9 protein-coding genes are annotated in these 15,680 nt (G+C 47.5%); 5 read left to right on the forward strand and 4 right to left on the reverse strand.

Going from position 1 to position 15,680, the window contains the following annotated elements:
- Positions 1 to 163 precede the first annotated feature (163 nt).
- Entirely contained in the window at positions 164 to 6,883 is a 6,720-nt protein-coding gene (locus tag QZ938_RS18230) for a translocation/assembly module TamB (RefSeq protein ID WP_293348709.1), read from the reverse strand.
- 563 nt (positions 6,884 to 7,446) lie between these two features.
- On the opposite strand from QZ938_RS18230, the gene QZ938_RS18235 reads away from it, so the two are divergent.
- Together QZ938_RS18235 and murQ are read left to right on the forward strand one after the other, a co-directional pair.
- Positions 7,447 to 7,833, forward strand: coding sequence for a DUF3110 domain-containing protein (locus tag QZ938_RS18235; RefSeq protein WP_293157621.1), 387 nt, complete (start codon positions 7,447 to 7,449; stop codon positions 7,831 to 7,833).
- Positions 7,834 to 8,003: 170 nt separating this feature from the next.
- On the forward strand, positions 8,004 to 8,918 hold the full coding sequence (murQ, locus tag QZ938_RS18240) for an N-acetylmuramic acid 6-phosphate etherase (protein WP_293157627.1): 915 nt from the start codon (positions 8,004 to 8,006) through the stop codon (positions 8,916 to 8,918).
- Between the two features lie 286 nt (positions 8,919 to 9,204).
- On the opposite strand, the gene QZ938_RS18245 is transcribed toward murQ, so the two are convergent.
- From QZ938_RS18245 to QZ938_RS18255, 3 genes are all read right to left on the reverse strand, one after another.
- On the reverse strand, positions 9,205 to 10,539 hold the full coding sequence (locus tag QZ938_RS18245; protein WP_293348712.1) for a CAP domain-containing protein: 1,335 nt from the start codon (positions 10,537 to 10,539) through the stop codon (positions 9,205 to 9,207).
- A 728-nt stretch (positions 10,540 to 11,267) separates the two neighbouring features.
- Positions 11,268 to 11,942 (reverse strand): phycobilisome degradation protein NblB, encoded by a 675-nt coding sequence (gene nblB / locus QZ938_RS18250; RefSeq protein WP_293148378.1) that lies wholly within the window; start codon positions 11,940 to 11,942, stop codon positions 11,268 to 11,270.
- A 362-nt stretch (positions 11,943 to 12,304) separates the two neighbouring features.
- Positions 12,305 to 12,766, reverse strand: a complete 462-nt coding sequence (locus QZ938_RS18255) for a CBS domain-containing protein (protein ID WP_293148380.1) — start codon at positions 12,764 to 12,766, stop codon at positions 12,305 to 12,307.
- A 51-nt stretch (positions 12,767 to 12,817) separates the two neighbouring features.
- On the opposite strand from QZ938_RS18255, the gene QZ938_RS18260 reads away from it, so the two are divergent.
- From QZ938_RS18260 to dacB, 3 genes are all read left to right on the forward strand, one after another.
- Positions 12,818 to 12,991: a hypothetical protein gene (locus tag QZ938_RS18260; RefSeq protein ID WP_293148382.1), complete on the forward strand. Its 174-nt coding sequence runs from the start codon at positions 12,818 to 12,820 to the stop codon at positions 12,989 to 12,991.
- Positions 12,992 to 13,012: 21 nt separating this feature from the next.
- The gene (locus QZ938_RS18265; protein WP_293348715.1) at positions 13,013 to 13,339 is read left to right on the forward strand and encodes a (2Fe-2S) ferredoxin domain-containing protein; all 327 of its coding nucleotides are present in this window, start codon (positions 13,013 to 13,015) and stop codon (positions 13,337 to 13,339) included.
- A gap of 269 nt (positions 13,340 to 13,608) precedes the next feature.
- The gene (gene dacB / locus QZ938_RS18270; protein ID WP_293348718.1) at positions 13,609 to 15,057 is read left to right on the forward strand and encodes a D-alanyl-D-alanine carboxypeptidase/D-alanyl-D-alanine-endopeptidase; all 1,449 of its coding nucleotides are present in this window, start codon (positions 13,609 to 13,611) and stop codon (positions 15,055 to 15,057) included.
- Positions 15,058 to 15,680 lie beyond the last annotated feature (623 nt).

Here is a 15,680-nt window from a genome sequence, read left to right on the forward strand (position 1 = left end):
GACTAAAGTCCTCACTACGAACCAATTGCTCTGTCCTTTGGAAGAAGGACTAAAGTCCTCACTACGAACCAATTGCTCTGTCAATTATCTGTACAATGGTTTGATTGTTGGGAATGCAAGTCCTCGGGAAGAAGGACTAAAGTCCTCACTACGAACCAATTGCCTAAAATCTCAATTCGTATTCGGCGGTGACGCGATTGTCTCCTTGGAAATTGGTTGAACCTCTGAGCAATATTTTGTCGTTTAAACGATACCGCACGTTGAATTCTGTTGGCTGATTTGCTGACAATACTCGAATGATTGATGCTGAAAGATTGCGGGTGATATCGGCCCCGACTTCTAAGCCTATACCGAGGGAACCTGCACCGGATGCGGCCGATGAACTGGAAGTGGCTGTTTGTCCTTCGTTTCCTCTGATTCGTGTGGGAAATAACCTAAATTCGCTCAATCCGGTGGCGTTGGTAATCACGGATTGCAGGTTGTTGAATAATCCTGCACCTGCTAAATTGGCGATCGCCAGTGTACTATCTCCTTGTCCTAATGTTTGCACGAAACTGCCTCCTAGTAGCGCTACAATCTCTGTGGACGATCGCCCTGGAGAACTCCTCAACTCGATATTTTCGGCCAACTGGGAGGCTTTACCCTTGACTAATGCTTGAATTCGGACACTCCGCACGCTGCCGAAACTTGTCGGTTCGTCGGCTATTTCCGACGCGACAGATGTTCCCGGAGTGCGAAACCGCGATACTTCTTGTACTGACGTTGCTAATCTTACATCCAATGTCGGATCGAGTCCTTGTGTTGGTACAAAGGTAGCTGTTTGTGGATATCCTTTGTCAAGTTTAAACTGTGTTGTAAACAAATTTACGGCGCCCGAAGTCAACCGAATTGTACCCGCAGGGCGAATATCGTCTAAGGTTCCATTCACCGTCAAAGCGCCTGTCGCCTGAAAATTTAATATCGGCGCACTCGTTACCCGCACTCCCCGCCCTAATTTGAGCCCCAAATCATTTAATCCAACTTCAAAGGCAGGGGAAGCGGAAGCCGAAGATGTCGGAGGAGAATCGGAAGGAGAAGATGTTGAAGGAGAATCGACACCGGCAGGGGCAGGGGTAGAAGAAGAAGCTAACCGAGTTCCGCCGCCGCCCGCGCTGGGGAGAAATACTTCGCCGTCGTACAGTTCAATTTTACCGCTCAACTGCGGCCGCAAAGCTGTACCTGTTGCTTGGACTTGACCGACTGCGCCACCGCGATACAATCCTCTAAGATTCAATGCCAATTTATCTAGATTGACAGCCAAAGGATTCGCTGCATCGACATCGCCCTCGGCAAAGGGCACAGACAATGGAATCACGCCCTGGGCGACAACTTCCCCTTTACTTAATTGTCCCCGAATTTGTTCTACTCGAATGCGATCGTCCTCAAAGCGCACTGTCCCAGTCAGCCCTGTCACCGGTTCTGGGAAAGCTCTCGCCCGGACGGTTGCATTTTCAAAATTCGCAATTCCTTGCGCTACAGGCTGTTGCAGCGTCCCTCCGATGCGAATTTGCACCTGTCCCTTGCCATTAACCCAGCCAATTTGGGGAGTTAAGACATTAATAATTGCTAATCCTTCATTCTGTAAATTCGCCCTTAAATCTATTTGATTGTTGTCGGGTTTTACCGCAGCAAAGGGTAACTCAAAAGGCAAACTTCCCTGTACTTCAATTGGTTCGGTTTGAGTTATCAAAGCGCTGCCCCCAAAATTGAGGCGGGCGTTGCTATAACTGAAACTGCTGTCGGCTTTTTTAATCGGTTCTCCGTTTAGCGTTCCGTCCAGCAAACTTAATTCGCCGGTGGCTTGCGGATTTTCTAAACTTCCGGCTAAGTTTGCCCGCAAATTTAAGTTTCCGGTTACGTCTACAAAGGGCAATTCGATTAGTTTTGCTAACTCTTCTACGGGTACATTTTCTACCCGCAACTGCCCGGATTGCGCTTTCTGTCCCAGTTGTCCCGAAAATCCGATCGCACTTTTGCCCGATCTAATTTCCAGCGGCAACACGGTTAAAATCCCGTCCTGAAAACTGCCTTCAATGCTAAACTGTTCGGCGACATATTTTCCCCACTGCCAATTATCGCCTTTGACGTTAAATTGAGCTTGCACGCCTGTTCGGAGAGAACCTGCGACTGCAATTTCGCCTCCAAAAGTTCCCTGCAATTGAGATAAGGCAGGCAATTTTTCCGCTGATTTCACAGCTTGCTGTTGCTGCAAGATTACTTCTATTTCTGCCAAGCGGCGCAACTGTTCGATTAACGGCGCTTCCGGTTCTCCGACTGCGACAGTTTGCACGTCACCGCTGTTACCGTAAACGGGAGATTTTAAGCCTCTCGCCAAATCTCCTAAATTGAAATACTGCAAAGCGGCTAAAACTTGCTGCAAATTCCCCTGCTGGATGTTAACTTTCCCGGCAAATTCGGGGTTTGCGCCTGCTTTAACGCTGCCGGAAATTAAGTATTGACCGGTACCTTGGCGGAAGATGCCGTTTGTGAGACTGGCGCTGCCGTTAGCATAGCTGAATTCGGCTTGGAAACTGTCACCTTTAATGTAGCCGATCGCTGGTTGGGCGATCGCAATTTGTCCGGTTGCTTGCAAAGTCGCTGGATTTAACGGCATCTTCCAACCGGGTACGTTGACTTGTCCCGAAACAGTACCGGTTATCGGCCCCAAACCTGCCTCTTTTCCCGGTGAGAGATTCAAAGCAGCCAGGGGGAAATCGCTTAAATTGACTCGCAAAGTTTCGCCCTCAGTTTGGCCGCGGGCTATCGATTCCCCGCGTTTAACTAAGAATGATGTTGGCAAAAACGACTGATTTAAAGCGACTTCGATTTTATCTTGGGGGCCGGCTAAACGCAAATCTACACTTTTATCGGAACTTGCAGTCACTTTCCCCGCCAGTACCGAGTCAAAAGCGACTTCATTTACTGCTAAATTCCGCACTTCCACGTCGCCAACTAAACTCAGGGCGGCCAATGTTCCGGTGAGGCGGCCCGTGAAATCGACATTGCCGCGCAGGGGCTGATTATTCTCTGAAGACTTTTTGAGACCAATTGGTCTCAAAAATGCCAACTGTTCTGCTGGCAAGGATTCCAGGTTAAAATTGGAGAGTTTTACATCCAAATCTAGATTGGAAATTGACGGCAATCCTTTCCCAGCCAACTCAACACCGACAAATCCGCTGGCTGTCAAACCGCGAGTTGCAGCTTGTTCTACTTCTATCCGTTTGCCATCCCAGTTAAATATTGCATCAAAAGGTTGTTTGAGAAATGGCAATTCCGAGATGCGGAAACTGCCGCCTGCGCGAACATTCTGTAGGGGCGGTGCCCCCGTGCCCGCCCGTGCCCCCGTGCCCGCCGGTGCCCCCGTGCCCGTCGCAATCAAACCGGATAAATTGACATTCCCGTTAAATAGTCCTCGCAGTAAGGGAAGATTTTGGGCTTGGGAGACTAAACCGTTGGCTTGCAAGCTTTGGCGCTGGGCTTCAAAGGCTTTCTGGAAGCGACTTAGGGCAATTTGGTCGCCTTCTATTGACGCGCGCCAATTCCCGGATTGCGCGCTGCCTGTGGCGTTGACAATTCCGCCGCCGTTGGCGAGTCGAATTTGTCCGCCGCCGTTGGCGGTGATGCCGTTGGCGGTTAAATTATCTGTATTTCCCACAATTCGGAGTTTGCCGTCGAGGGTTCCGGCAATTTCTCGCGGTAAATTGGTTGTCAGCAAACCTGTTTGTTTGAGGGTTTGTTCTAAATTGCTGACTGTAACTCCGTTGGTTGCCAGCAATGCTTCTAAGTTGCCGTTTTCCAATTTTGCCGTAGTATCGATCGCCCCGAGTCGATCGACCAAAATCTGTCCTTCCCCGCTAGCACGAATTCCTTTAGCTGTCAAATTATCCAAACTTCCCGCTGCTTGATATTGGCCGTTAACTCTGCCGTCAAATCCTTTCGGCAAAGTCGCTGTGAGAGTAAACAGTTGGAGATTGCGAACAGTTTGTTCTAGGCGACTGAGAATAACTCGATCGAGATCTGCGACAGCTTGCCATTGTCCAGCATCCAATTTTCCCTTAAAATCAACCGTACCGCCGGCAATATTCAGTTTGCCGCTGCTGTTGACAGAAACATCGGCGATGCTTGATTTGTCAAGACTTCCCGCCGCTTGAATTTGATTCGATATTTGTCCGTCAAGCGATTTGAGATTTTGGATTTTGGATCTTAGATTGTTGATATTGGCGACTATTTGGGGATTGTCAGCCGTAAAAGCTAAGCCCACATCTAACAGCGACAATCCTAAATTTACCAGGCTGGCGATCGAAGTGCGATCCTCTTCGAGGGCTGCGCTAACGGTTTCTGCGCTTCCCTGCCAATTTCCCCGTGCCAATTCTCCTTTAAAATTGACATTGTTGCCGCCCAGATTTAGTTTGCCACTACCGCCGACATTAATTGCGCTAGCTGTCAAATTGTCAAGACTTCCAGAAGCTGTAAATTGACTCGATAACTGGCCGTCTATCGATTTGAGATTTTGGATTTTAGATTTCAGATTGGCAGATTGCGGGTTTTCGGGATTGAATGCAGAAGCCACATCTAAAAATGGTAGTGTTAAATCTACCAGGCGGCTGATAGAAGTGCGATCGGTTTCTGCGGTTACTTGCCAGTTTCCGTCTGTCAATTCTCCTTTGAGATTGACACTGCTGTCGGCAATATTGAGTTTGCCATTTGTACTTAGATTGATGCCGCTAGCGGTTAAATTGTCAACATTTCCCGCAGCTTGAAATTCTCCTGCTAGCTGTCCGCCCAGAGATTTTAGATTTTGGATTTTGGATTTTAGATTGTCGAGATTTGCAGAATTTGCGATCGCCAAAAATGGCAATCCAATATCAAGTAAGCGATTGATGGCAACTTTTTCGGTTTTGCCAGAAGCTTGCCAGCGGCCTGATTCCAGTTTGCCATTAACATCAACAATGCTATCAGCAAGATTCAGCGTTCCTTTGCCGCTAGCATAAATACCATTTAAACTCAAATCGTCCAGACTTCCCGCAACTTCGGCGGTGCCACTGAAAAAACCTGCTAATTCAGGAGGTAAATTAAGCCCGGGAATCAGCGGCTGCAAACTTTTCAATGCCACGCGATCGCCCTTGATTATAGCTTCCCACTGACGGTTTTGGAGCGCCGCATCCACATTCACCGCAGCATCGCCAATTTTGACAACAGTATTTTGCAACTCCGCCGCATTGCCTCCGGCGCGAATTTCACCGCTAGCCGGAAAAGTGCCTTGTGGTGCTTGCCATTGAGCTCTAGCTTGGATATTATTTAACGGCCCGAAAACTTGAGCTTTGGCAGAAACACTACCAATTTTAACAGCAGCGGGAATCGGGAGAGCGTAAATTTGGGCGATCGCATCTGCGGGCAGATTTTCCGCTTGCAAATCGAACACCAAACCCGATCGCGAATTCTCACTTCCCAAAGCGATATCTACTTCACCTTTCCCGCCAATTTTACCGCCCGCCGCCGGCACAACTAATATATCGCTCAATGTCAAAGCTAAGGATGACAAAGGCACAGTTGGCGGTGGAGAATTCGGCGTTGGAGTTGAAGCGATTCTCCCCCGCTCTAGCTTGAAATTAGTGCTAACATTGTTTAATTGCAGGCGATCGACCGTAGCGGGTTTTGTCGAGGCGATCGTACCTGAGAGCACTGGATTTGCAACGGTTCCAGTCAGCTTAGCATCCGCCTTAACTTCTCCGGCAACTGCGATCGGCAATACAACTTTCTGCCCTAACTCTGCCTCCACCGCATTCACCACACTTGCTACGGCTACCGGTTGCACGTTAGTTATCAGATTGAAACTCGCTTGTTCGGTATTGAAATTAGTTCCAGTGGCAACTGTTCCGGCTATTTGAACCGGAATTAGACCGTAATTACCTGTGAGACTATCGACAATTAAATTAGTTCCCTGAAACCGCAATTGACCGCTACCATTTTGGATAATCTGTTTCAGCGGTTTGATACTTGCTTGCACTCCGGCAAAACTCGCCGTTCCTGTAATTGCAGATAATTTATTGTCTCGCACTTGCACAGTTAAATTGCTATTTGCCAGACCTTTTTGTAGAGAAATTCCGGAAATTTTCAGCAAGCGAGCGATGTCGGACAAAGGTAAGTTTTGCGATTGCAGTAGCACGTTAGTTTGAGCCGCAGGCAAGAGAGAGTCTGCTTTGACTGCAAAATTGTCATTATTGGTAAACTGACCGTTAAGTTCGTAGAGAACGCGCTGATTTTGCTCGCGAAATAAAGCGCTGCCATTTTTGAGAGTTACGGAAATCGGAGCCGAAGTTTTTTGTCCGACTGCGGGACTAGGCACTAAAACTGCACCGGCATTTTCAACTCGAATTGCTTCAATTTCCGTTTTAAATAAACCCGCAGATTTTTTGTCTTGGGTGGGAATATTAACCCAGCGGCCTTCAGCATCCTGTTCGATATAAGCACTAGGCTTAACTAACGTAATATCTAGTTTGAGAGTCCGGTTGAACAGCAGCGGCCAAATTGAAAATTTCACTTCCACTGCTTCTGTAGAAGCGTAATCTGGATCGATCGCAGTTGCAGGTACAGTCGATCGACCAAACCGCAAACCGATCGGAGAAAATCGCTCCAAACGTCCGATTTGCACCGGCCGCTTCAGCGTCTGACTGACCTCAGAGGCCACCAAAGGAGCTAACTTTTTCTGCACCCACTCCCGTGCGGCCACCGCCCCAACCACGCCGAGAATGCCCACTCCCGTACCGCTAAGCAGCAAGATACGCCACCAGTGGCGCCCAGAACGGGGTGCGAGTTGTTTTTTGTCATCGTCCGAGTTAGTCATGCTTATTTCTCAAGGTTGTGAGAATTCAGGAATTGAGGAAATCAGCCGGTTTGAGAGGGGGTTCAACAGTTGACAGTTGACAGTTGGGTTCAACAGTTGACAGTTGACAGTTGACAGTTGACAGTTGGGGGAGAGGGGTTCAACAGTTGACAGTTGACAGTTGGGGGAGAGGGGTTCAACAGTTGACAGTTGACAGTTGGGGGAGAGATAGGGAGATAGGGAAAGGGGGAGAGGGGGAGAGGGGGACAGGGAGAGGATTTGACGAGTTTTGGTCTAGAATTGCAATATACAATTTAAATGCAGTAGAGCTGAAAAATTCTGGGATGCTGACGGAGGCTTTCTGTCTTTGCTAGACTCACAACTGAGATCGAAAGTGCCGATCGTACAATCAAACTTCAATATTCACCCCCTCCCATGTCGCACAGACTCCAGAAATCTTTACCAAACTTAATCTAAAATCGCCACACATCCTACAACCGACAGTCAATCTAAAATCTAAAATCTAAAATCGCCCGATCGCTTCTAAGATAAAAAAACGGTGGTTAAGAAGGTCTTTAAAACTTATGCGAGTGTTCGTCTTACTCTTCAATGCCCGCACCGAGAATGAGGGAATTCACACCATTCAACTCGGCGATCGCAACAAAGTTCTGATGTTTGAGTCAGAAGACGACGCCACACGCTTTGGCGTGATGTTGGAAGCTCAGGATTTTCCCGAACCCGCTGTCGAGGCGATCGACGATGAGGAAATTAAGGAGTTCTGCGACAGTGTTGATTATGATTGGGAACTGGTGCCGGCGGGCGCGCTAGCGATTCCGCCAGAAGACAATGTAACACAGACTCAGTGGCAGGCCCAGGGGCAGTCGGAACCGGAGTCACAGCCAGAGTCAGATTCTGAGGTTTCCCAAGACGAACTCGATTCTATGCGTCGCCGACTCGAAGGACTTTTGTAATAGTCAGTGGGCATTGGGCATTGGGCAAACAGGGCATTGGCCAAACAGGGCATTGGGCATTGGTAGGGGCGGTGCCCCCGTGCCCGCCCTCTTAGCAATCAGTGGGCAGTTGGCAGCAGTCAGCAGTCAGTAATTGGTAGTCATTAGTAGACTTAAATAAATTGTAAAATATGAAGAATTTGGAAGAACGGGGGCATCTGCTGACGGAACAGGTGAATGCCAACAGCGCGAATTTAGACCAACTGAGCTCGATCGAATTGGTGGACTTGTTCAACCGGGAAGACGCCCAAACCTTAAATGCGATCGCCCGTGCCCGCGAAGAGTTAGCCCGGGCGATCGACATTGCCGCCGAATCCCTGCGTCAAGGAGGCCGCCTATTTTACGTCGGTGCGGGCACTTCCGGGCGTTTGGGGGTACTCGATGCCGCCGAGTGTCCCCCCACCTTCTGCACGCCGCCAGAACTCGTACAGGGCATAATAGCCGGGGGTGCGGGCGCTTTGGTGCGGAGTTCGGAGGATTTGGAAGATCGGGCTGAAGATGGGGCTGAGTCGATCGCCCACCGTCACATTAACAATCTCGATGTGGTTGTCGGGATTACGGCTGGGGGTACAACGCCCTTTGTAGCGGGGGCTTTGCAAGCGGCGCGCCAGCGGGGGGCGAAAACAGTGTTTATCGCCTGCGTACCCGTGGAACAGGTGAATTTTGAGGCTGATGTGGATATTCGGTTGTTGGTTGGCCCGGAGATAGTCGCGGGATCGACGCGCTTGAAAGCTGGTACTGTGACAAAAATGGCTTTAAATATTCTTTCAACTGGCGTAATGGTGAAGCTGGGGAAGGTTTACGGCAATCGGATGGTTGATGTGGCGGTGACTAATAAGAAATTGCGCGATCGGGCGGTGCGGATGTTGCAGGATTTAACTGATTTGGGCCGGGATGAAGCGGGTTTTTTGTTAGAAAAAAGTGGCAAATCTGTAAAGCTGGCTTTGATGATGCACTGGACTGGTTTGTCCAAGGAAGAGTGCGATCGAATTTTAGGCGAATTTAAAGGCAATTTGCGATCGGCTGTAGCATCAATACAATTGTAGATTTTTGCGATCGTAGGGTGCGTCGCCCCAGAAAATCCCTCGCCTTGCATACCGACAATCTCAAAGCGACGCACCTGTAATATCAGGCTTCTCAAGAAGGTTCGTAGTGCGGACTTCAGTCCGCTTTCTGCTGCGGACTGAAGTCCGCACTACGAACCTTTATGATATGAGGTATGACTCGCTAGGATAAACTTATTTCACAATTCCTGTTAAGGGCAGGCATTCTGCCTGCCCACAAGAATTATGAGAGATGTTCAATCGATTTAGACTAGCGATATTTCGCTGCCTAAGTTGCACTCACAAAAACAGAAGCCGCAAGCTGACTTTGACTGACGCCCTGCACAATTCCCAGATAATTGCTACCCGACTTAATCGCCGTAGAAGCGACACTTGCAGCTCCATTCAACTGCAAACTCACAGCTTCAAAAGTCAAGTTAGCAAATCCGATACCGTCAGTCAAACCAATCTTATCTCCAGCCACAAAATCGGTAATCACATCGGCATTAATTAAAGTAGCCGAAGCAGACAAACCTCCCGCTAGGATAAACGTATCACTTCCAGCACCGCCGGTGAGAATGTCTTGCCCGCGATCGCCCGCCAAGACATCATCGCCGTTACCACCAATCAAGATATCGTTTTCCTTGCCGCCTCGGAGAGTATCGTTACCGTCTCCTCCGATTAGTCGATCGTTATCATTGTTGCCGCTGATAAAATCATTACCAGCACCGCCATCAATTGAATCCGAATCTTTGCCGCCGGACAAAAGATCATCGCCGCCTGCACCGTTAATTGTATCCGCACCTTGCATTCCATTAATCGTATCCGCGCCTGCTCCTCCAGTGATATTGTCTTTGCCGGAAAGGGCAAAAATTTGCAATCCCACAGCACTCGCAGGTATTTGAGTATCAGCAGCATCTGATAGGAAATAATTGCCACCGCTGGCTGTATTCTTGGGTGCTGTCGTCGGGCTGCCGTCCCCTGTAGCATTGGGTATTGGGGAAGTAATCGAGACTAATGTGCTGGGTGTAGGAGTTGGAGTTGGAGTTGGTACGGGAGTGGGAGTTGGAGTGGGAGTGGGAGTGGGAGTGGGAGGTGGTGCGGGATTGACACTACCATCAAGCGAAGTAGCAAAAACTTGCGTCCAATAGTGATTGTAATTGACGCTGCCAGTATCGTTGCCTAGGAAATAGTAACCAATGCCAATCTCTTTCAGGTTCGGGTTAAGAATGTTAGCCCGGTGGCCGCTGCTGTTCATCCATGATGATACAACTTGTTCGGGTGTAGAAGAACCCGCAGCGATATTTTCTGCTGCCGATCTGAATTTATAGCCCGTTGCAGTAATCCGACTTCCCATTGACGAACCATCTTTTCCGGTGTGATCGAAAAAGTCTTGCACTGCCATGTTTTGGGTGTGATTTTGCGCCGCATTCAGCAACTGAGTATTCAAGGTTAGGGGGGACAAACTCAATTTGCTGCGTTCAATGTTCGTGAGTTCTAAAACTCTATAAATAAAGTTTTGATTGGTTGTGGCTGGTGCAGGTTGTGAAACTTGAGAAGCCGATCGCTCTCCTGTTAAAATGTCCGCAGACTGAGAATTGGAATTTTGTAGTTGTTCAAGCATGGGGATGATAAAAATGTTTAAGACTGGGCTGAGCTGGTAGATGGCTTACCGTCTTAACGATAATTTCCCCGATCGCAGGCTGGGCAGGCTTCAACAATTGTGTTAATCCCTGCCACTGTTGTATCTATTCTTATTATACCTATTCTTCAACTGCGGATGTCAAGATCCGGACTCTGGTTGAAAAAGCCCAGAGTGCGATCGCCCGTGGCATCAATGCAACCGAGATTCCGCAGCCACGAGTGTGCCACACAGAACAATTACCCACAATCATTGTTTCTGCAAGTAATCTATTATACTTGCTTTTTGAGATTTAACCGTTAATATACGTACAACAATACAATTTATAGCGGTTCTCAAAAAAAGTGAGGTATAGCGGTTCTCAGAAAGATGAGGTACGTTGTTGGGCTTCAGCCCTCTTTCCTAAGATTATAAAGAGCGCTGAAGCGCAACTACGTACCTAACTTGTCTGACGACAATAAAACCGCCCTGCGCGGAATCTGAGATAGAGTTTTAAATTTGAGATTTTTCCCGATTAGTAAGGTTCATATTGCGCGTCCAGTTTACGGGCTGGGGGGCTAGAAACCCGGTTTCTTCGAGTTTTGCGTTTAGTTACGAAAAATATACGAAGAAACCGGGTTTCACTCTTGTTAGCGATCGCGCGCCAACTAATTTTTTAGTAGAATCCTCACAAAAAATTATCCATTAATTCAAAACTCACCGCTTAAGACTCACAATTTCAAAATATTATCTTGTCCGACTTTAGCCTCCTGAGACACTTGCTCAACCTCATCTTTGGCAAGAATTTCCAAAGCTGCATCTGCTTCGACACCGCCCAACCGCCCCAAAGCTTGGGCGACTCTATAACGAATCTGCCAATCTGCATTGGAAGCATAGGGAAGCAACAGCGGCAGCGCCCGTTTATCCCCTAATTCTCCTAATGCACTGATCGCAATAGTTTGGATCAATTCGTTTTCAGAACCGAGGGCATTTTCTAACATTGGAAATGCTTTCGGATCGCCCATTTCTCCCAAAGCTGCGACGATGCTGAGTTGCACCAACCATTCAGATGTACTGCTGTAAACTTGCTGCAAATCTTCTAAAGCAGCGGTTAATTTCAAGGCGCCCAAAGCATCGGCTGCTGCTGCTTGCACGTCGGGTTCGGGATCGTTTCGCAAGCTGTGAAGCAGTACCTCTAAAGCGTTGGGCAGATTTTGCTCGCCGAGGGTTGATATTTGGCTGACTGCTGCGTATCTAACGCGGACGTTTTTGTCGCCGATCGCAATTTGAATCAAATTATAGGCGATCGCCGGTTCTAGCTGTCGCAGTTGGTTGACACCTCGCAGCCTCTCGCCAAAATCCTCGGATTTTAGCAATTGTTCGACAGATTCAGGGGTAATACTCATGCTATTTTTAAATTGATAATTGGGAAGAAGAAGGAAGAAGGAAGAAGGAAGTTCGGCAACGGATTTTGTAACGGATGTAACGGATGGAATTCCGCTCTAAGTCGGAAGAAGGAAGAAGGAAGAAGGAAGAAATATTTCTGCGCGTATTCCTGACTTTTTTCTGGGGAATCTAGAGACTTATTGCATAAATCTTTGATTGATGGGGAAATCTGAGATAAACGCCAATAAACGCGGATTTTTTTCCAAAAAGCGAGCGAATCAAAGCAATTAACTTCTTAGGTAGTTGGCGATCGCCAAAAGCTTAGAGATTGAAGGAGCGATCGGCTCATTTTCTGATACAATCCTTCAATTGTAACAATTAATTAAGACTGGGCCGCCATCCATCGGATAATATCTCCCCTAGTGAGGATGCCGATTACTTTACCAGCACTATCGACTACCGGCAATCGGTGGATGCTGCGATCGTGCATTAGTTTGGCTGCTTCTTGGATAGATTTGTCTGGTTCGATGGTAATGGGTTCTTTACTCATCGCTTCTCCTACTGTTTGTCCTAAAGCTTTGTGGAGTTCTCGCTCGTAACGCGAGGGATTTTCTAGGTAAATCACGCTGTCGAGTACCATGATGTAAGCGGGCGGAGTGACGCCGGTTTCGCGCCACATCAAGTCGGTTTCGGAGATGACTCCTACCAATAAGCCATTCTCATCTACAACGGGAAGGCCGCTAATACGTCGATCGGCTAAAATTTTAATCGCTTCGTTTAAGGGCGTTTCGGGGCGCGCCAAAATCGGATCGCGACTCATCACATCGGCTACTGTTTTGGGCATGATTGGCGGTTGATTTAGTTGTTGCTCTACTTCCGATCATATAGGGAAAGCGTGACACAGATAGCACAAAGGCAGTCGGGAGAGCGGATTCGTTACCAGCTAGAAGGATGGAAAAAGTTTGAATCCCAGAATTTGAAAGGTTTTTGCGATCGCACTCACGAATTCTGCCGTTTGTCAGTCAAGCGCGCGGGCGATCGACCTGACAACATTGTTAAAATATGTTAAACAGCAGATAAATTCTTAGCGATGCCAGAATCTCCAGCCCCAGAAGCAGATACCCCACCAGAAACGCACTGTGTATTAGTTTGCCAGTATCAATCTTGCTTGAGACATGGTTCAGCAGCAGTGCTAGCTGCTTTTGAAGCCCAACCAGTCCCAGGGGTAAAAGTTGAAGCTTCTAGCTGTCAGGGACAGTGCAACACGGGCCCAACTGTGCGAGTTACTCCAGACCAAATTTGGTATTGTCGAGTTAAACCTAGTGATGTACCGTTGATTGTGGAACAGCACCTCAAAGGGGGAAAACCTGTAGAGGCGCTGTTCAATCCAAGAATACATATGCGTTATTATTATTAGTCTTGTCTTGATTCGGTGATTTTAATTAGATATAGCGGTTATCAGAAAGATGAGGTATGTTGTTGGGCTTTAGCCCTCTGAGTTCAGTAGTTATATAAGCTGTCAGTGATACCTCATATTTTTGATAAAGGCTATATGTTCGTATGTAATTTGGATTTTTTTATTAAGTCTTTGATGGATGGCAAGCCGCAGATTTAAAGCAGATACGAGCAGATAAATACAGATTTTTTTAGATAGAAATACGTGATGATTGTGAGGGAAGTGACGCTTTGAGAATCAAAGGAATTGCGGTTAGTTTGTTAGTCCTAATTTTGGGGCGCACGTCGGCGGTAGTCGCTCAAACGCCTGGGGTTACTGGGGATATTTGTCCTGGAGAATTGGGGGCGAAGGTGGATGCGATCGCCAATCGTGCTGAATTTAGCCGATCGCGCTGGGGCATTTTGATTCAACCGCTATCTTCTACGGCGACTCTCTACAGCCGTGAGGCCACCAAATATTTCATTCCAGCATCCAATGTCAAGCTGCTAACCACAGCCGCTGCTTTGCAGAAACTCGGTGCCGATTTTCGGATTAAGACATCGGTTTACGGTGGCGCCAATGGCAGTTTGTATGTTGCTGGTAGGGGCGATCCGAGCATTGCTGAGACTCAGTTAAAATCCTTAGCATCGCAGTTGAAGCAGCGGGGAATCAGTCAAGTTAATGAGTTGATTGGCGATGACAGCTATTTTCAAGGCAGTGCAGTCAATCCGAATTGGGAATGGGAAGACGCCCAAGCTGGCTATGGCGCGCCGGTTAACAGTTTAATTTTCAATCAAAATGCGATCGAGCTTCTGTTGTCACCGCAGGCGATCGGGCAACCTCTAAAAGTCTCTTTTGCTGAACCTAAGTTAGCAAATCAGTGGCAAATTCTCAACAATTCCATCACAGTCCCCACCACCGAATCGGAGTTTGTTGAAGTTGGCAGGGAATTCGATCGACCCACAATTAGAGTTAGCGGGCAGTTGAAAGTTGGTGCGGAATCTGAATCAGCTTATGTCGCAGTTGTCAATCCCGCGTCTAACTTTTTGCAACATTTTCAGCAAGTTTTAGTGGCTGAGGGAATCGCTGTCAAACAAACTTTGGTTGCCCCAGTTTCTCGCAATGGCGATCGGGAATTAGCATTTGTGGAATCGCCACCGCTGGCGGAATTGGTAAAAGAAACTAATCGGGAAAGCAACAATCTTTATGCAGAAGTTTTATTGAGATTGTTAGGGAAAGTCACAGGCAAGATGCCTGTGCCACAAGAGGATACAGGTGAAATTGGTTTGAAGGAGTTAAAAACAGCTTTAACTCAATTAGGGGTAAATCCCAATAGTTACAAATTAGCTGACGGTTCCGGACTTTCCCGCCACAATTTAATTAGTCCAGAAGCCTTGGTGCAAACTTTGAGATTGATGGCGACTTCACCTGCTGGATCTATCTACCGCGCATCACTACCCGTAGCTGGCGAGAGTGGCACCTTGAAAACTCGCATAAATAATACACCAAACCGCGTAATTTTGCAAGCAAAAACTGGAACCTTGAGCGGAGTTTCGGCACTGTCGGGATATATCGAAGTTCCGAATTACGAGCCGCTGGTGTTTAGTATTATCATCAATCAATCCGATCTGTCTGCTGCAAAAATGCGATCGGCAACGGACGAAATTGTGCTATTATTAAACCGCCTCCGCCGCTGTTAAAACAACAGAATCTAATTTGACACTCTCAGGTCTAAAGACACTGAGATTCTTAAGAAATTTCGTTCTTAATATCCCTATTGCTAGGGTTCCTGGGCGCAATCCTTTTGCCAAAAAATGGTGGGCTGCTATCCTTGTCTTTCAACAAGCTCCTCAAGCGTTTAAGGGTTTTTATCCCTTGGTTTCGTGGAGTCCCCGCGTACCTTTATGGTAGGCATTTGCTTCTCAGGTTTGACCTGTGTATCCATCCCACTATGCTTATTGTAAGAGCTTTTGTCCTTTTTACACTGCCAAAAATGTTAAGAATTAAGAAAGATTCACGGCGGTTGAAACCGCCCGTGTCGCTTACATCGAGCGGGCTGAAGCCTCTGAGTTTTCCGCTTACCGAATGTTTTTTTATAAAAAAGTTGATATAGCGCTTCTCAGAAAGATTCGCGGACGTTGTTGGGCTTGGGCCCTTTAGTTTAAGCGGTTATCGAGCTGTCTGTCATACCTCATATTTTTGAGAAAAGCTATAAGTAGTTACACCTAAAAAGACGACACCGAAAAACTCTACAAGTTTTACGTTTAACTACATTGCAGCGGCGGGGATCGAAAAGCAGCTAGAATAAAAACAGAAGAATTTA

The sequence above is a fragment of the Microcoleus sp. CAWBG27 genome (genome assembly GCF_020883145.1).
Taxonomy (GTDB): domain Bacteria; phylum Cyanobacteriota; class Cyanobacteriia; order Cyanobacteriales; family Microcoleaceae; genus Microcoleus.